The organism is Massilia sp. 05N420, assembly GCF_056397205.1.
Genome location: NZ_JBFTMX010000016.1, coordinates 1 through 17,464, shown reverse-complemented (window position 1 = coordinate 17,464; position 17,464 = coordinate 1). Strand labels below are relative to the sequence as shown.

Genomic DNA, 17,464 nt, shown 5'->3' with positions numbered 1-17,464 from the left:
CCTTCCCGTCCGCGCTCAGTGGCGCGCCAGGCTCGTCCTGGCGCCGGCCGCATGCGGGTGCGTGCCGGTACCGGGGAAGCGGACGCCTTCGTGGGTCTGCGCGAACAGGCCGGCGACGAAGCGGCGGGTATGGCCCTGCTCGCCCAGCGCCGCGCTCAGGTGGCGCTCGGCGTCGAACAGGTGGCCGTTCAGGCGGCGCCGCGCTTCCTCCTTGCCCAGGGTGTTGATGAGGGTGGCCTTGCCGATGTCCTGGCCGACGTCCTTGCCGGTGACGGCGCTGTCGTTGCCGGGGCCGTCCTGGAAATCGTCGCGGATCTGGAAGGCATGGCCGGCCGCCAGCGCGAAGGCGCGCAGCGAGGCCGCCACGCAGTCGTCGGTCTCGGCGATGATGGCGGCCATGTCGACCGCCACGCCCAGCAGCACGCCGGTCTTGAGCTCATAGGTAGCGGCGATGTCGGCCGCGGTGTGCCGGCGGCCGCGCAGGTCGAGGAACTGGCCCTTCACCAGGCCCTGGTCGCCGATCGTCTCCGACAGCCTGGCGACCAGGCGGGCGCGGATCGCGGCCGGGATCTCGCGCGCCGAGGCGACGATGCCGAAGGCGCGGCTGAGCAGGCCGATGGCGGCCAGGATGGCGACGTCTTCGCCGAACTGCACGTGGATGGTGGGCCTGCCGCGGCGGAGCATGGCATTGTCCATGCACGGCATGTCGTCGAGGATCAGCGAGGCCGCGTGCACCATCTCGACCGCGCAGGCGACGTCGACCAGGGCCTTCGACTCGCAGCCGAGGTCGTGCGCGACCAGCAGCAGCAGCAGCGGCCGCATGCGCTTGCCGGCGCCGAGCGCGCCGGCGCGCATCGCCTGCGTGAGCAGGTCGGCCTGGTCCGGGCTCTGCGCCAGGTGGTGGCCGATGCGTTCTTCCAGCTGCCGGCGCAGCAGCGCGAGTTCGTCAGGCGAGACCCCGTCCAGTTCTTTCATGCCGAGCCCGCCGAACCGCCGTGCCTGTGTCTTCATTCGCACCCCTGCCAGATTTGATGAAATTGAGTTTCATGATACCGGAAACATATTAAAAAATAGCCAACTGAATCCAAGCGTGCGCGACCTCCGCGCAACACGACAGTGCCCTGCCCAGGCTGGCAACTTTGCTATGATTGGCTTTCCGCAAATAACCGGAAGGTCCCGATGAAGTGGCTGAAGTGGCCGACGTATCTCGCTCCGCTCGTTCTCCTTGGCCTGGCAGGCTGCGCCGGCGCGCCGCTCAAGGACGGCACCTATCCGCTACAGCCACACCAGCGCGTGGCCCTGTCCGGCGACACCACCCTCACCTATGACAGCTTCAGCGACAGCCGCTGCCCGGCCAACGCGCGCTGCATCTGGGCCGGCCGGCTGAGCTTCCAGTTCGTGCTGGAAGGCCCGGACGGCCGCGAAGAATTCTCCCTCGGTCCGGACCAGCCGAGCACCACGCCGAAATCGCTTCACGGCGCACGCGTGGCGCTCGATCCGGCCAGCATCCCGCCCGCGCGCAACGCCGCCGCGACGCGCCCGGGCTACGTCATCCCCGTCACGCTCAAGGTAAGCACGCCATGACCACTTCCGCGAAAGCGCTCGCTAGCGCACTGATCCTGTCCATCATCCTCGCGCCGCCGCTGGCGCTGGCCAAGACGCCGGTCGCCACCGGCACCGGGGGCGCGGTCGCCACCATCAGCGAAAAGGCCTCGGCATCGGCGCTCGCCATCCTGAACAAGGGCGGCAACGCGATCGACGCCGCCGTCGCCGCCGCCGCCACGCTGGGCGTGACCGACCCGTTCAGCTGCGGCATCGGCGGCGGCGGCTTCATGGTCATCTACCTGGCCAAGGACAAGCGCGTGATCACCCTCGACCACCGCGAGACCGCGCCCGCCTCCTTCGGCCCGGGCGTGTTCCAGGAAAACGGCAAGCCTGTCGATTTCGAGACGGCGGTCGCCAGCGGCGCCGCGGTCGGCGTGCCGGGCACCGTGCGCGGCTGGCACGAAGCCCTGCAGCGCTACGGCACCATGTCCTTCAAACAGGTGCTGGCGCCGGCCATCGACGTGGCCACCAGGGGCTTTCCCGTCAATGAAACTTTTCATAAATTGACGGCCGAAAATGAAAGAAAATTTCAGCTATTCACGACCACCAGCCGGCTCTACCTGAGGGACGGCAAGGCGGTGCCCACCGGCACCATCCTGAAGAATCCGGACATGGCCAAGGCCTACCGCGAGATCGCCGCGCGCGGCTACAAGGCCTTCTACGAGGGGCCGATGGCGAAGGCGATCGTCGACGCCGTGAACCGCCCGCCGCTGGCCAAGGGCGCCTCCGTACGTCCCGGCACGATGTCGCTGGCCGACCTGGCCAACTACGAGGCGCGCATCCGCCAGCCGATACGCTCGACCTATCGCGGCTACGACGTCTACGGCATGCCGCCGCCCAGCAGCGGCGGGGTCGCGGTGGCCGAGGCCCTCAACATCCTCGAAGGCTACGACCTGAAGGGCATGCCGCGTCCGAACGTCGAGCACCTGTACCTGGAAGCCAGCCGCCTGGTCTTCGCCGACCGCAACGCCTACCTGGCCGACCCGGAATACGTCGACGCCCCGATCGAGGGCATGCTGGCCAAGCAGTTCGCGGCCCAGCGCCGCTCGCTGATCCGTCCCGACAAGGCGGCCGGCGTGGTCCCGGCCGGCGACGCCTTCCTGTACGAGAACGACCAGAGCTTCCCGCTGCGCCCGCAGCAGAAGCTGATCCAGGAAGGCACGCACACGACCCACCTGACGGTGTCGGACAAGGAGGGCAATGTGGTCGCCTACACCTTCACCATCGAATCCTGGGGCGGCAGCGGCATCGTGGTGCCGGGCTACGGCTTCCTGCTGAATAACGAGATGACGGACTTCGATTTCACCGGTCCGGCGCCGAACATCCCGGAAGCCGGCAAGCGCCCGCGCAGCAGCATGGCGCCGACCATCGTCATGAAGGACGGCAAACCGGCCTTCACCATCGGCAGCCCGGGCGGCGCGACCATCATCACCACCGTGCTGCAGACCATGGTCAACCACATCGACCTCGGCATGCCGATGGACCAGGCGATCGACGCGCCGCGCCTGTCGCAGCGCAACGCCAGGGAGACCTCGGTGGAGCCGGGCTTCATCGGCACGCCGCAGGCGAAGGCGCTGGAAAGCTTCGGCCACAAATGGGAAACCAGCCCGCCACCGGAAGAGATCGGCGCGGCGAATGCGATCGTGTTCAATCCGGATGGGACCGTGACGGCGGTGAGCGAAGGCCACCGGCATGGGGTCGGTACGGCGCTGGTGCAGAAGCGCGGGCACTGAAAGGAAAATACATGACAAGCAAACAGGGATGGACGATCGCGCTCGCGCTGTGCGCCGCGTCCGCATCGGCTACCGAAGCCCCCATCCAGAACGTGACCCTGTATCCCGGCAGCGCGACGGTCGAACGCGCCGTCGAGGTGGCGCCGGGCATGACCCAGGTCGAGATCACCGGCCTGCTGGCCAACTTCGATACCGGCACCATGCGCCTGCAGGCCAGTCCCGGCATCCAGGTCGGCCAGGTGCTCACCCGCGACCGCTCCAGCGCCGACAGCCCCAGCCCGCGCCAGGCCGACCTCGAGGCGAAGATCCTGGCCCTGCAGGACCAGATCGCCGCCATTGACGTCGATACCAAGGCATCGCAGACGGCCCAGAACTATCTCGAGCACCTGGGCGGCGGCGGCGAAGGGACGGCCCGCGCGCCGGCCGATCCGAAGACCCTGATGGCCACCGTCGACGCCATCCGCAGGGGCAGCGGCGACGCGCTCGAGCGCGTGCGCAGCGGCGAGATCAAAAAACGCACCCTGGCCAGGCAGCTCGACGCCCTCAAGCGCGAACTCGGCACGGTCCAGGCCGGCACGCGCGCCGGCCGCACCATCACGGTCCACCTGGCGGCCCGGCAGGCGGGCAAGCTGCTGCTGTCCTACCAGGTGAACCGCGCGGGCTGGAAGCCGGCCTACCGCGCCTCGCTGGATTCGAACGCGTCCACGGTCGAGCTGGAGCGGATGGCGACGATCTCGCAGAAGACCGGCGAAGACTGGAGCAAGGTCAAGTTGCGCCTGTCGACCGGGCAGCCGAACCTGTCGGTGCAGGCGCCGAACCCCTCTTCCTGGCTGCTGACTTACCAGCCGCCGGCGCAGCAGGCAGCCGTGTTCTACAGGGCGCCGCCGCCGCCCGCACCGGCGCCGATGGCGCTGGCGCGGGCAAGCGCCGCGGAAGCCGACGATTACGTTGCGCCGGTACTGGAAACCCAGGGCAGCTTCAGCACCGAGTACGAAGTGCCGGCACGGGTCGACCTGGCCGCCGACGGCCGCGAGATCTCGGTGGGCCTGACGAAACAGTCCCTGCAGGTCAGGCAGCGCGTGATGGTGGCGCCGCGCGGCAGCACGACCGCGGTGGTGAGCGCCGAGGCGGCAAGGCCGGACGGTGTGTGGCTGGCCGGCCAGGTACAGCTGCAGCGCGACGGTTCCTACGTCGGCGTGACGCGCTGGGATCCGCAGTCCGGCGAGCGCTTCCAGTTCGGCTTCGGCCCCGATCCGCTGGTGCGGGTCGCGGTCGAGAACCGCAACGAGAAGTCGGGCCAGGCCGGCTTCTTCAAGCGCGACAACCAGCGGCGCATCGACGACAGCTTCACGGTGACGAGCTTCCACCGCCAGCCCATCGACATCCTGGTGCTCGAAGCGACGCCGGTCAGCGAGTCGGACAAGGTGACCGTGAAGGTCGCGCTGAATCCCGAGCCGAGCATCAGGGAGTGGGAGCACCGGCGCGGCCTGGTCGGCTGGGAAAAGACCCTGAAGCCGAACGAGACCGCGCGCTTCGACGTCGACTACGTCATCGACTATCCGCAGGAAGGCTACGTGCAGGGCTTGCGCTAGCCCCGCCGCTTCAGCCGATCCGGCCCGCCGGGAAGGCCGGCGGCGCGGACAACATCATGCGCCAGCCGCGGCGCAGCTGCCAGGCGCCGGCGGTCTTGCGGAGCTGCTGGCTGAACGCGGCCTGGCCCGCGCCCATCGCACCCCGTTTCAGTTCACATGATTAACGCGCACACAGCCAAAAAAGACGGCTCCACGAAGGAGCCGTAAAAGAACCCGGACGCCAAGCCGTCCGGGCCGGGATCGCGCAGACGGAGACAAAATCCGCGCGGGGAACTACTGGAAACGTGTTGCGATTACAGGTGCGGCGTCATCAGCGGCATCAGGTCGTCGAAGGTGCGGCCGCTACCGTTCTCGCCGATCGCGTGCATCTTCCACTCGCCGTTGTGGCGATACAGCTTGGCCATGATCTGGGCCGTGTGCGAGCCCTGCACCGACAGGTCGTAACGCGCGATTTCCTTGCCGCTGTTGGTGTCGAAGATGCGGCAGAACGCGTTCTCGACGGTCGAGAAGTTCTGGCCGGTGAAGCTGTTCACCGTGAACATCAGCGACTTCACCTGCGGCGGTACGCTGCGCAGGTCGACGATGATCTGCTCGTCGTCGCCGTCGCCGGCGCCGGTGCGGTTGTCGCCGGTGTGGACGATGCTGCCGTCACGGCTCTTGAGCTGGCGGAACCAGACCACGTCGACCGGGTGGTTGTTCTCGTCGAACATCACGACCGAGGCGTCGAGGTCGATCGCCTCGCCCTTGCCGCCGCCGAAGCCGAAGAAGCCCTTGCTCTTGGCGACGTCCCAGCCCAGGCCCATCGTCACGCGCGACAGCGCGCCGCCGGCTTCCTTCTCCAGCGAGATCTTCTGCCCTTTTTGCAGGTTGACTGCCATGTCGATACTCCTTTTGTTGAGTGAGTGAGTCCGCTCAGCGCGCCGGTGCCTGCATCCAGGCCTTGAAGGCGGCGCGGTTGCGCGAACAGACGTAAATCTTGCCGCGACCGGAGAAGCGCAGGACGATGCCTTCGCCGCTGGTCTGGCTGTTGATCAGGTTGCCCAGGAAGCCGCCACTGGTACCGGTCGTGATCGAGACTTCGTAGCGCAGGGTGGAATCCCAGGCGACGACGTGCGAGTTGTCGATGATCGCGTCCTTGCCCGGTTCGACCTCCAGCATGCTCATCGAACCGAAGCCCGACACCACCACCTGGCCGCTGCCCTGCGTCTCGGTGACGAAGAAGCCGCCGCTGCCCGCGAACAGGGCGTTGCCCAGGCTCTGGGTGCGCACCTTCAGGTCCACGCCCGAGCTGGCGGCGACGAAGGCGCCGTCGCTGATGATGTACTGGCCGCCCGGGCCGCAGTCGACGATCTGCATCGCGCCCGGCAGGGTCGGCGACAGCAGGCAATCGCCGTCGCCGCGCGCCGCTTCGATGTGCTGCTGGAAGAAGGACTCGCCGTTGGCGAAGGTGCGCATCAGCGCGCTGCCCAGGCCACCGCGCATCTTGCCCTTGAGGTCGAGCGTCGATTCCATCATCACCATCGCGTCGGATTCGCAGTAGATGGTTTCGCCCTGGCGCATGGACACGTGCAGGAAGGGATCGACGTCACCGGTAACAGTAAATTTTGGCATGCTTGGCTTCCTTTTATTGTGGGTGATGACCGCCCCGCCCGCGGACTCGGGAGGGCGGCGGTACTGCGTGCTTAGACAGCCACGCCGTAGTTCTTGGCGAGGGGGCCGAGGCCGCCGTTGAAGCCCTGGCCGACCGCGCGGAACTTCCAGTCCGCGCCGTTACGATACACCTCGCCGAAAATCATGGCCGTCTCGGTCGAGCTGTCCTCGGACAGGTCGTAGCGGGCGATCTCGCTGTTGTTGCCTGCATTGACGCAGCGGACGAAGGCCTTGCCGACCATGCCGAAGTTCTGGCGGCGCGCTTCGCCGTCGTGGATGGTCACGGCCACCACAACCCGATCGACGTCGGCCGGCACCCTGGACAGGTCGATGGTGACGGATTCGTCGTCGCCTTCGCCTTCGCCGGTGCGGTTGTCGCCGGAGTGCACGACCGAGCCGTCGGCCGACTTCAGGTTGTTGTAGAAGATGAAGTCGGCATCCGAGCGCACCTTGCCCGACTGGTTCAGCAGGAACACGACGCCATCCAGGTCGAACGCGGCGCCATCGGTGGCGCGCGTGTCCCAGCCCAGGCCGACCTTCATGCTGACCAGGCCCGGCGCTTCTTTCGACAGGTTGACGTTACCGCCTTTTTGCAGACTGATTGCCATGTTGACTCTCCTTGTAGGGTGGGCTCCCGGAGCCCACCATCGTTGTTGAACACCCTTGGTACTTCATGCCGCGAACTGGTGTTCTGCCGTTCGCCGCACGTTCTTTGCGGGCTGTGTTACTTCACTTCAGCCAATTCCTTGYGGCCCACGCCCATCGCTTCCATACGCTTGCGGTAGCGGATCGAGCTCCACACCGAGGCGCCGATGAAGGCCACGCCAGCCAGGCCGGTCACCAGTTCGGGCACATGGAACTTCATGCTTGCCAGCATGATCAGCGCCAGGATGCCGATCGCGTAGTGGGCGCCGTGCTCCAGGAAGACGAACTGGTCGAGCGTGCCCTTGTCCACCAGGTAGACGGTCAGCGAACGCACGAACATCGCACCGATCGCCAGGCCCAGCATGATGATCACGACGTCGTTGGTGATCGCGAAGGCGCCGATCACGCCGTCGAAGCTGAACGATGCATCCAGCACTTCCAGGTACAGGAAGCCCCCGATACCGCCGCGCTTGACCATGTCGCCGACCTCGCCGCCGCCCTCTTCCGACTTCTCCAGCAGGTTGCTGAGCACGTCGACGCCGACGTAGATCAGGATGCCCCACAGGCCCGACTCCAGCACCACCAGCTTCTGGCCTTCCGCCACGAAGGACAGGCTGGCCATCAGGGCGCCGATCGCCACCATCACCGAGATCGAGGACACCTTGCCGAGCGCGCCGAGTTTCTCTTCGAAGTGGCCCAGCCAGTGGTGTTCCTTCTCGTCGTCGAACAGGAAGTTCAGGAAGACCAGCAGCAGGAACATGCCGCCGAAGGCCGCCACTTCCGCGTGGTGGTTGGTCAGGTGCATCGAGTACTCTTTCGGGTTCTCCAGCGCCATCGTCCACACATCGGCCATGCCGAGGTCGGCCGCCACCGCCACGATCACCAGCGGGAACAGCAGGCGCATGCCGAACACGGCGATGATGATGCCGACGCCCAGGAACAGCTTCTTCCAGAACTCGTCCCAGGTCTTCAGGACGGACGCATTCACCACTGCGTTGTCGAAGGACAGCGAGACTTCCATCACGGCCAGGATCGCGGCGATACCCACCGCGGTCAGCGCCGTCGGCCAGCCGCCATGCGTGTAGCCCCACCATCCGGACGCCGCCAGACAAAGCGCGGTGACAATGAATGACACCCTGAAATGCTTCATGTTGTTCTACCCCTTGGCTTGTATTGTTGTTGACAAGGCGCAGTGTAGAGGGGTGCAACAAAAGGAAAAAGCGAAGATAATGGGAGAATTACTTCGATAAAACCTGAGCACAGGGGCCCATCCATGAAAAACGACCTGAATTTCCGCCACCTGTACTACTTCTGGGTGGTCGCCAAGGAAGGCGGCATCACGCGCGCCGCCGAGCGCCTCGGCCTGGCGGTGCAGACCGTCAGTTCGCAGCTGACCCTGCTGGAGCAATCGATGGGCAAGGCCTTGTTCTCGCAGCAGGGCCGGCGCCTGGTGCTGACCGAGGCCGGCCGCGTGGCGATGAATTATGCGGACCAGATCTTCCTGCTCGGCACCCAGATGCAGGAAGCCGTGAACGAAGCCGACAGTGGCCGCATCCGCCTGTCGGTCGGCATCTCGGATTCGCTGCCCAAGCTGTCCGCCTACCGCATGCTGGAAAGCGCGATGCGCATCGACAAGAAGGTGCGCGTGGTCTGCTACGAAGACCAGTTCGAGGCCCTGCTGGCCAAACTCGCCCTGCACAAGCTGGACGTGGTGCTGACCGACCGCGAAGTGCAGCCGGGCAGCGCATTGAAGGTGTTCAGCCACCAGCTGTTCGAGAGCGAGATGCTGGTGGTGGGCACGCCGGAGCTGGCCGCCAGGTATGGCAAGGATTTCCCGGGGAATCTGAATGGCGCGCCCTTCCTGCTGCCGACGCGTAATAATGCCCTGCGCAGCAAGATCGACGAATGGCTGCTGCAGGTCAATGTGAAACCGGATGTGGTCGGCGAGTTCGAGGACAACGCCCTGCTCAACACCTTCGGACGGCGCGGCCTGGGCCTGTTCTTCGCGCCGGCGGCGCTGGCGGCCGAGATCGAAGAACAGTTCGGCGCGGTGCATGTGGGCGCCGTGCCCGGCGTGCGCGAGCAGTTCTATGTGATTTCGAACGAACGCAAGATCAAGCATCCGGCGGTCGAGGCCATTCTGGCCGCCGCGCAAAAAGCCTTGCCGGCCGCCGCCTGAATCCGGAACTGGGCTGTACAATGCATCGGCTTGCTTCTTGATCAACTTACATTTGTATGGAAAATATTTTATTGGTCGTTCTGGCGTTGCTGCTGGTGGCGCTGAACGGCTTCTTCGTGGCGGCCGAGTTCGGCATCGTCACTCTCCGCAAGACCCGCGTGCGGGCGATCGCGAAAAACGGCGGCCTGCAAGGCCGCATCCTCTACAAGGTCCATAGCCAGCTCGACGCCTACCTGTCGGCCTGCCAGCTCGGCATCACCCTCGCTTCGCTGGGCCTGGGCTGGGTCGGCGAACCCGCTTTTGCCCGCCTGCTGGAACCGGCCTTCGCCATCCTCGGCGTCACCAGCCCGCAAGTGATCCACGGCGTCTCCTTCGTGATCGCCTTCGGCGTGATCTCCTTCCTGCACATCGTGGTCGGCGAGCTGGCGCCGAAGTCGCTGGCGATCCGCCTTCCGGAAGCGGTCGGCCTGTGGAGCGCGATCCCGCTGTACGGCTTCTACTGGGCGATGTACCCGGCGATCTGGGTGCTCAACGCCAGCGCCAACATGGTGCTGCGCGTCGCCGGCCTGTCCGGCGCCGGCAGCCACGAGACGCATTATTCGAACGACGAATTGAAGATGATCCTGCGTACCAACACCAGTACGACGGGAGAAAAGGAAAAGTTCACCCACGACGAACGCCACATCCTGGCGCAGTCGCTGGAATTCGGCGAGCACTCGGTGTCCGACCTGATGCGCCCGATTAACGAGGTCAGCGCCCTCTACGCCAGCCGCTCGCTCGAACAGAACCTCGACACGATGCGCCGCAACCGCTTCTCGCGCTACCCCTGGTTCGACAAGGACGGCGAGGAAGTGCTGGGCGTGATCCACCTGAAGGACCTGTTCTTCGCCGAGCAGGCCGGCAAGGACGTCACCGACCTGACGGAGTACCTGCGCCCCGTCGAGACCTTCTCGGCGCGCACTCCCGCCATCGAACTGTTCCGCCGTTTCCGCACCGGCGCGCCCCACTTCGCCCTGATCGGCGAAAAAGGCAAGCGCCCGGTCGGCTTCATCACGCTGGACAACCTGCTGGGCGCCATCGTCGGCGAGATCCGCGACGAATTCCGCCTCAACGAGAACGACTGGATCCGCCAGGCCGACGGTACCTTCATCGGCAAGGCCAGCCTGCCGATCGTCTCGCTCGAGCGCGTGCTCGGCATCGACATCGACAACGAAGCCATGGGCCTGGACGAGGTGGAATCGGTGGGCGGCCTGCTGATGGCCAAGCTGGGCGACATTCCCAAGCAGGGCCAGCGCATCGAGTTCCCGCGCTTCGACGTGGTGGTCAAGAAGACCAGCGGCCCGCGCATCCTGCTGGTCAAGGTTATCCCGCGCCTGGAGCGGGGTGCGGACGAGGACGAGCTGGACTGAAGCCATGGATGACATACGGCGGTAACACTTGCCCTATAGCATCATCCGACACCGGCTTCGAAAGTTCACCATGTCCCCTGTCATCTATGCAAAGACAGCGAAAGGCAGGAGCGAGGTCGCGCAGCGCTGCCTGGGCCTGAACAGCAGGCAGCGGACCGTGCTGATCATGCTCGACGGCCGCAAGCCCTGCGCTTCCCTCACCGGCCTGATTCCCGCCCGGCAGCTCGACACCATCGTCGGCGAGCTGCTGGCGATGGAGCTGATCGGTCCCTGCACCTCCACATCGGCCGCCGTACCGGCGCCGCAGCCGCCTGTCATGTCCCCCGAGCTGGCGCAGTTGAAGACCGAGATGGTGAAGACGGCCGAAGCCTGTCTCGGCCTGATGGCGGCCGAAGTCGTGCGGCGCATCGAACGGGCCGGCGACCGGCACGAACTGCTGGGCGTGGTCGGACACTGGCATATGGCGCTGCAGGCATCCAGGCAGGGCCGGGACAGCGCCCTGGAACATGTCGAGCGCGTCAGGGCCAGCCTGGCCGGCATGTAGAGGACGCAGTTGCAGGGCTCCCTCGCCGTTCATACCATCGAATATGCGGCCCGTCGCATGACGGACGCCCGGACGTCCGCGCCGGCCTACAGTGGCGTCTCTGATCAAGGGAGACATCGTATGCTGCGACGAATGACCGGCCTGCTGGCCGCCACCCTGCTGTGCGCCGCCGGCGCCTACGCCCAGGAACCGGCGAGGATCTTCGACCCGGGCGCACTCAAGGGCCCGGCCAGGGGCCGGCCGAACGAGGTGATGGTGCTGGGCACGGCCCACCTGTCGGGCCTGAAGGACCCGTTCAGGCCCGCCAGCCTGAAGCTGCTGAACGACAGGCTGGCCGGCTGGAAGCCGCAGATCGTCGCGATCGAGGCGCTGTCCGGCATGCAGTGCGATTACGCGCGCCGCTTCCCGCACCGCTACAAGGACACCGTGGCCGATTACTGCTGGGACCCTGCCCCGGCGCGCGCCTCGACCGGCCTCGACGTCCCGGCAGCGTCCGCCGAAGCCGAGCGGCTGCTGGCACATTGGCCCGCCGCGCCGACGCCGGCGCAGCGCCGCCATCTCGCCGCCGTATTCCTGGCCGGCGGCGAACGCGCCTCGGCGCTGGTACAGTGGCTGCGCCTGCCGGAAGCCGAGCGCCGCGCCGGCGACGGCCTCGATGCGCAACTCGTCGCCCTGCTCGATGAGCTGCGCGCAAAGCGCAACGAGAACACCCTGATCGCGGCGCCGGTGGCGGCCGCGCTGGGCCTGGAGCGCATCGTCGCGATGGACGACCATACCTCGGACGTGATGATCGAGGACGAGAAAGGCTTCGCCGCCGCCATCCGCAAGGCCTGGGACAATCCCGCCTCCGCCCGGCGCAGGAAGATGGACGAGGCTTACCAGCCCAGGCTCGGCGATCCCGAGGGCGTGCTGGCGATGTACCGCTCCCTCAACGATCCCTCCCAGGCCAGGCTGGCCTTCGACGGCGACTTCGGCGCCGCGCTCGAAGAAGCTTCGCCGCAGCAGTTCGGCCGCCACTACGTCGGCTACTGGGAGACCCGCAACCTGCGCATGGCCTCGAACATCCGCGATGCCATCGCGGCGCGGCCGGGCAGCCGCACCCTGGTCATCGTCGGCGCCTCGCACAAGGGCTATCTGGAGGCTTACCTGAACCAGATGCACGACGTGCGGATCGTCGACGCGCTGCAGGTGCTGCGCTAGCGCCCACCGTTCACCGCAAGCCATGCACGGGTCGGCGCATTGCGCTGGACCGCCGGCCCGGCAATGTCCAGCATGGGAGCTTTCCAACTCAGGAGTTCCCATGCGCGCCTTCCTCTTCCCCCTCCTCATCGTCCTGTCCTGCCTGGCCGCGCCGGCACGGGCCGCCGACACCGCCGGCAAGGGCGACCACCAGGCCGACGTCGCGGCGATCCAGAAGATCGTCGAGCAGTTCAAGGCCGCCATCATCGCCCATGACGGCCAGAGCCTCGGCAGCCTGTTCCTGCAGGACCACGACAGCTGGCTGTCGGTCGCCGACGAGCAGACCTGGGCCGCGGTCAAGGCGCGCCACCCGGACGCGCGCAAGGTCGTTCCCGACAGCTGGAAGAAGTTCGCCGAGTTCGTGCAGACTGCGCCCAAGCCGGTCGAGGAACGCTTCTACAACGTGCGCATCGACACCAACGGCGCGGTCGCGTCGGTCTGGTTCGATTTCGACTTCCTGATCGACGGCAAAGTGACCAACCGCGGCAGCGAGAGCTGGCAAATGGTGCGTGCCGAAAACGGCTGGAAGATCAGCTCGATGCTGTTCTCGATGGGCCGTTAAGACGATAGAATTGCACGATTGTCATTAGTCCAGCCGCCGCCCGTGAAAGTCGAAACTCCTTTGCTCGTCCCCGTGCTCGCCGCCCTGCCGGTGTGCGCCTGCATGGCCATCCTCGGGCTGCCGTCCTTCGGCCACGGCTATTCCGCCGCCTTCCGCACGCTGTTCTTCGTCGCCTGCCTGGGATGGCTGGTGCCGCTGGCGCTGCTGCAGCGCGCCTTGTGGCGCCGCGAATGGCGCTGGCTGCCGACGGCGCTGGTACTGCTGGGCGCCAGCTATGCGATGTCGGTCGTGAACGCCCTGCTCGGCCAGCGCCTCGCCATCGGCCTGGGACTGGAGAGCGCCTACCAGTGGCGCCAGCTGTTCTACGGCCTGGACAGCTGCTGGCTGGCCCTGATTGCCTTCTGCGCGGTGCACGCGGTGGCGGTGTACTACCTGTCGCTGCAGCGCGCCGAGCTGCACCTGGCGCAGGCCCGGGCGGCCGCGCGCGACGCCGATCTGCGCGCGCTGCGCCTGCAGGTCAATCCCCACTTCCTGTTCAATTCCCTGAACGCGATCTCCGCGCTGGTCTCGAACCAGTCCAACCGCGAAGCCAACCGCATGCTCGCCTGCGTCTCCGACTTCCTGCGCGCCACGCTGGCCCACGACGGCCGCCACGAGCATTCGCTGGCCGAGGAGCTGGCGCTGCTCGACGCCTATCTGGAAATCGAAAAGGCCCGCCTCGGCGAGCGCCTGTGCCTGACGATGAAGGCCGGGCCGGACCTGCTGGACAGCGCCGTGCCCTACCTGATGCTGCAGCCGCTGGTGGAGAACGCGATCCGCCACGGCATCGCGCCTCTCAGCACGCCCGGCCGCCTCGACGTCCGCGTCGAGCGCGAAGGCGCGCGCCTGCTGGTCGAGGTGCATAACGACGGATGCAAGCCGGCGCAGGCGGGCAGCGGCGGCATCGGCCTGGCGAACGTGGCGCAGCGCCTGCGCCACCTGTACGGCGACGCCCAGCGGGTCGATGCCGGCTGGGGCGAGGACGGCCGTTTCGGCGTGCGCATCGCCCTGCCCCTGCGTGCGGTGGCGGTGGCATGAGCGCGCCGATGCGGGTCGTGATCGTCGACGACGAGCCGCTCGCGCGGCTGGCGGTCAAGGTGCGGCTGGCACGCCGCGGGGAGTTCGAACTGGCCGCGGAATACGGCGACGGCGACAGCGCCGCCGCCGGCATCGCGGCGCTGCGGCCGGACCTGGTGTTCATCGACGTCCAGATGCCCGGCAGGAGCGGCATCGAGGTGCTGGCCTCGCTGCCGCCGCAGCAGCGTCCGATGGCGATCCTGCTGACCGCCTGGGACAGCTTCGCCGTGCAGGCCTTCGACCTGGCGGCCATCGACTACCTGCTGAAACCGGTCGACGACGATCGCCTGGACGAAGCCCTGGACCGCGCCCTGCGCGCCTGGCCCTACCGCCGCCACGAAGCCGCTGCGGCGCCGGCGCAGTGGCTGCGCAGCTTCACGGTCCGCAGCGGCACGCGCACCGTGCTGGTCCCGGCCGGCGACGTCGAACGCATCGAAGCCGACGGCGACTACGCCACCCTGCATGCGGAAGGCAAGAGCTGGCTGGTGCGCGAGCGCCTGCACACCCTGGCCATGCAGCTCGATCCGCGCGTCTTCCAGCGCGTCCACCGCTCGACCATCGTGCGGCTCGACATGATTGCCGAGCTGCGCGCCCTTACCAACCGCGACGCCCTGCTGCGCCTGCGCGACGGCAGCCTGCTGCGCGCCAGCCGCACCTATATGCCGGCGCTCGCGGATGCACTCGATCACTTCAACAAGAAAATCGCCTGATGCACACACCTGCCGGAACACCCCGCCTCGCGGGCCTGGACACCTTGCGCGCGCTCGCCATCGCCATGGTATTGATGTCCCACTACAACGGCTTCGTCGCCCGCGGCTCCATCTTCGGCTTCATCGGTGAAGTCGGCTGGGCCGGCGTCGACCTCTTCTTCGTCCTGAGCGGCTACCTGATCGGCAACCAGCTGCTGGCGCCGGCCGCGCGCGGCGAAAGCGTACAGCTGAAGACCTTCGTCGCGCGCCGCCTGCTGCGCACCCTGCCGAACTACTACGTGGTGCTGGCCGTCTACCTGCTGCTGCCGCACAGCCCGATCTGGGGCAAGACCATGGCGCCGGTCTGGCGCTTCCTCAGCTTCACGCAGAACTTCGGCCTGCGCTACGGCGAGACCTTCACCCACTCATGGTCGCTGTGCATCGAGGAGCAGTTCTACCTGGTGTTGCCGCTGGTGGTGATGGCGCTGGTAGGCACGCGGCGCTCGCCGCGCCTGCTGTGGTGCGCGCTGGTCGCCGCCATCGGTGCCGGCATCGGCACGCGCGGAATCAACTTCCTGAACGGCCAGGAGGCGTTCTCGGCGCCGGCCTACTACTCGAGCTTCGCCCGCTTCGACGAACTGCTGCCCGGCGTGGCCATCGCCATGCTGAAGAATTTCCACCCCGGGCTGTTCGAGCGCCTCCTGAAGCATGGGAACGCCCTGCTGGCGGCCGGCATCGGCATGGCGGCGGCGGTGCTGTACGGCGTGCGCTACGACGCGCCGAACCCGGGCCTGACATCGACCTTCGGCTTTTCGCTGGTGGCCTTCAGCTTCGCCCTGCTGACCTGCGCGGCGCTCAGCCCGCGCTGCATCCTGAACCGCCTGCGCATTCCCGGCGCCGGCAGCCTGGCGCTGTGGTCCTACGCGGTCTACCTGGTGCACAAGCCGGTGTTCATGGCGCTGCGGCCGGTGCTGGAAAGCCGGGGCATCGACCCTGCCGCGCCGCCGACCGTCGCGGCGGTGATGGCGGCCGGGGTGTTCGGCGGCTGGCTCCTGTACCGGCTGGTCGAGACGCCCTTCATGCGGCTGCGGGCGCGCTGGTATCCGGCCCAGGCCTTCAGCGCACCCTTGAACGGCACAAGCCGCACCGCGGACGCGGCCCATCCAGGTGCCGTCACGCGGTAGGCGGGACTGCCTTCAATGCAGGGCTTGTCCGGCCACGCCCTGCCCCTGCCTGGCCGCCAGGACCACGGTATGGCCATGCTCCAGGGCCGGCTGTTCGCGCGCGACGCGCTGGGCCAGGAAGTCGCGCAGCTGCGTATTCTGCAGCAGCTTGCCGATGAGGCGATAGCGCAGGCTGCTGTCGATCAGGCGGGTGGAGGCCATGCCGCGCCGGACAAAATAATGGTAGGCCAGGGTGTGGCTCTGCCAGTCGCGGTGGAAGGCGGCGACCGGCTCGTGCCAGAGCGCCGCCACTTCCAGCCCTTCCCGCTTCGCCAGGCTGACCAGGGCGCGGTCGGTCCAGCGCAGCACGTGGTGGGGCGGCATGTTCAGCGGCGCGTTCGCCGCCAGCGCAAGAAAACTGTCTTCGGCCGGGACGGCCAGGATCAGCATGCCGCCCGGCGCCAGGGACTCGACGCAGGCATGCACGAAGGTGTCCGGACTCGGCACGTGTTCCAGCACCTGGAAGCTGCACACGACGTCGTAGGCGCGCGGATGCTCGGCCGCGTGCTGTTCGACCGATTGCTTGCGGACGTCGAGGCCGGCCTCCCTGGCCTTGCGCACCGCCTCGTCATTGAATTCCAGGCCAACATAGCGCGTCGATGCCGGCAAGAAGGAACGGAAAGCGCCCTTCCCGCAGCCCACTTCGAGCACGCGCTGCTTGTCGCCCACGAATTGGCGGGCATAGTCGTATTCGGGTTTCTCGTCCTGGTAATACCAGTCGAATTTCTGTAATTGCTCGTAGAAGCTGTCGTCGCCGGCGCAGGAGGGAGAAAAGAAAACCAGGTCGCAGGCGTCGCATTTCAATCGCGAAATTTCCGGCGTGGTCTCGACATAGGCGCCGACCTCGATGCCGCGACTGCGGTACAAGCGCGCCAGTTCGGCGGTCGCTATGCTGTCAATAACGCGAACGTCTGGTGCGCCACAACCAGGGCAGTGCTGGTTTTCGATTGCCATCGCAGCCTCCCACAGGAGAATTTCGATGGATATTACATGATCTGAATTTGGCTTCAGTTCTGATTGGATTAGGCGTCGCTTTCCCGCACTTTATGCGATACGCATAGAAAACCTATTGGCGCTGTTTGCATTAAGTGTTGAATCTGCCCAGCGCCGCTCTCAAAAAGGCGTCTGGACTGGTAATGCGCTGGCCATCCAGCGCCCAGCGCCAGCCGAAGTAGTGGTCCAGGTAACGGCTGGCGATGCCGCGGAACGGCAGCAGCCAGGTTCGCATCCGGCTGTGATAGGCGTTGACGTTCTGGATGTGCAGCGCACCGCGCTTTC

18 protein-coding genes and 1 pseudogene are annotated in these 17,464 nt (G+C 66.8%); 11 read left to right on the top strand and 8 right to left on the bottom strand.

The features are described 5' to 3' along the window. Positions 1-15 precede the first annotated feature (15 nt). Positions 16-1,011 (bottom strand): polyprenyl synthetase family protein, encoded by a 996-nt coding sequence (locus AC1DIX_RS12585; RefSeq protein ID WP_442122177.1) that lies wholly within the window; start codon positions 1,009-1,011, stop codon positions 16-18. Between the two features lie 168 nt (positions 1,012-1,179). Here AC1DIX_RS12585 and AC1DIX_RS12580 point away from each other — a divergent pair, with 168 nt between their 5' ends. Genes AC1DIX_RS12580 through AC1DIX_RS12570 form a run of 3 tightly spaced genes read left to right on the top strand, consistent with a single transcriptional unit; the run spans position 1,180 to position 4,930 of the window. Beyond that, positions 1,180-1,584 (top strand): hypothetical protein, encoded by a 405-nt coding sequence (locus tag AC1DIX_RS12580; protein ID WP_477324660.1) that lies wholly within the window; start codon positions 1,180-1,182, stop codon positions 1,582-1,584. Next, a complete protein-coding gene (gene ggt, locus AC1DIX_RS12575) occupies positions 1,581-3,338 on the top strand; it encodes a gamma-glutamyltransferase (RefSeq protein WP_477324658.1) in 1,758 nt (585 codons plus the stop codon). Before AC1DIX_RS12580 ends, ggt begins: the two co-directional genes overlap by 4 nt. 11 nt (positions 3,339-3,349) lie before the next feature. Beyond that, positions 3,350-4,930 carry a DUF4139 domain-containing protein gene (locus AC1DIX_RS12570; RefSeq protein ID WP_477324656.1) on the top strand — a complete coding sequence of 527 codons (1,581 nt, stop codon included), beginning with the start codon at positions 3,350-3,352 and terminating at the stop codon, positions 4,928-4,930. A gap of 10 nt (positions 4,931-4,940) precedes the next feature. On the opposite strand, the gene AC1DIX_RS12565 is transcribed toward AC1DIX_RS12570, so the two are convergent. The 5 genes from AC1DIX_RS12565 to AC1DIX_RS12545 form a co-directional block, all read right to left on the bottom strand. After that, positions 4,941-5,066, bottom strand: coding sequence for a hypothetical protein (locus tag AC1DIX_RS12565; RefSeq protein WP_477324654.1), 126 nt, complete (start codon positions 5,064-5,066; stop codon positions 4,941-4,943). Between the two features lie 157 nt (positions 5,067-5,223). Further along, a complete protein-coding gene (locus AC1DIX_RS12560; protein WP_442122169.1) occupies positions 5,224-5,808 on the bottom strand; it encodes a TerD family protein in 585 nt (194 codons plus the stop codon). Positions 5,809-5,842: 34 nt separating this feature from the next. Then, positions 5,843-6,541, bottom strand: a complete 699-nt coding sequence (locus AC1DIX_RS12555) for a TIGR00266 family protein (protein WP_442122168.1) — start codon at positions 6,539-6,541, stop codon at positions 5,843-5,845. Between the two features lie 71 nt (positions 6,542-6,612). Next, positions 6,613-7,188, bottom strand: coding sequence for a TerD family protein (locus AC1DIX_RS12550; RefSeq protein ID WP_442122167.1), 576 nt, complete (start codon positions 7,186-7,188; stop codon positions 6,613-6,615). 116 nt (positions 7,189-7,304) lie between these two features. Further along, entirely contained in the window at positions 7,305-8,375 is a 1,071-nt protein-coding gene (locus tag AC1DIX_RS12545; RefSeq protein ID WP_477324652.1) for a DUF475 domain-containing protein, read from the bottom strand. A gap of 123 nt (positions 8,376-8,498) precedes the next feature. Between AC1DIX_RS12545 and nhaR the strand changes: the two genes are divergently transcribed. The 8 genes from nhaR to AC1DIX_RS12505 all read left to right on the top strand — a co-directional run bounded on the left by nhaR (position 8,499) and on the right by AC1DIX_RS12505 (position 16,147). Next, complete coding sequence (gene nhaR, locus AC1DIX_RS12540; protein ID WP_477324650.1) at positions 8,499-9,404, top strand: transcriptional activator NhaR; 906 nt, start codon at positions 8,499-8,501, stop codon at positions 9,402-9,404. Between the two features lie 56 nt (positions 9,405-9,460). After that, on the top strand, positions 9,461-10,813 hold the full coding sequence (locus tag AC1DIX_RS12535; RefSeq protein WP_442122164.1) for a hemolysin family protein: 1,353 nt from the start codon (positions 9,461-9,463) through the stop codon (positions 10,811-10,813). 70 nt (positions 10,814-10,883) lie between these two features. Continuing rightward, complete coding sequence (locus AC1DIX_RS12530; protein ID WP_477324648.1) at positions 10,884-11,357, top strand: hypothetical protein; 474 nt, start codon at positions 10,884-10,886, stop codon at positions 11,355-11,357. Between the two features lie 120 nt (positions 11,358-11,477). Further along, positions 11,478-12,557, top strand: coding sequence for a DUF5694 domain-containing protein (locus AC1DIX_RS12525; protein WP_477324646.1), 1,080 nt, complete (start codon positions 11,478-11,480; stop codon positions 12,555-12,557). 100 nt (positions 12,558-12,657) lie between these two features. Next, entirely contained in the window at positions 12,658-13,158 is a 501-nt protein-coding gene (locus AC1DIX_RS12520; RefSeq protein ID WP_477324644.1) for a nuclear transport factor 2 family protein, read from the top strand. Between the two features lie 42 nt (positions 13,159-13,200). Then, positions 13,201-14,235, top strand: coding sequence for a sensor histidine kinase (locus AC1DIX_RS12515; protein WP_477324642.1), 1,035 nt, complete (start codon positions 13,201-13,203; stop codon positions 14,233-14,235). Then, a complete protein-coding gene (locus AC1DIX_RS12510) occupies positions 14,232-14,984 on the top strand; it encodes a LytR/AlgR family response regulator transcription factor (protein ID WP_477324640.1) in 753 nt (250 codons plus the stop codon). Before AC1DIX_RS12515 ends, AC1DIX_RS12510 begins: the two co-directional genes overlap by 4 nt. Then, positions 14,984-16,147, top strand: coding sequence for an acyltransferase family protein (locus AC1DIX_RS12505; RefSeq protein ID WP_477324638.1), 1,164 nt, complete (start codon positions 14,984-14,986; stop codon positions 16,145-16,147). The genes AC1DIX_RS12510 and AC1DIX_RS12505 overlap by 1 nt, the downstream gene beginning before the upstream one ends. Before the next feature lie 12 nt (positions 16,148-16,159). Here AC1DIX_RS12505 and AC1DIX_RS12500 read toward each other — a convergent pair whose 3' ends face one another. Further along, a complete protein-coding gene (locus tag AC1DIX_RS12500) occupies positions 16,160-17,053 on the bottom strand; it encodes a class I SAM-dependent methyltransferase (RefSeq protein WP_477324636.1) in 894 nt (297 codons plus the stop codon). Positions 17,054-17,270: 217 nt separating this feature from the next. Further along, positions 17,271-17,464: pseudogene (locus AC1DIX_RS12495) on the bottom strand (hypothetical protein); the annotation flags it as partial.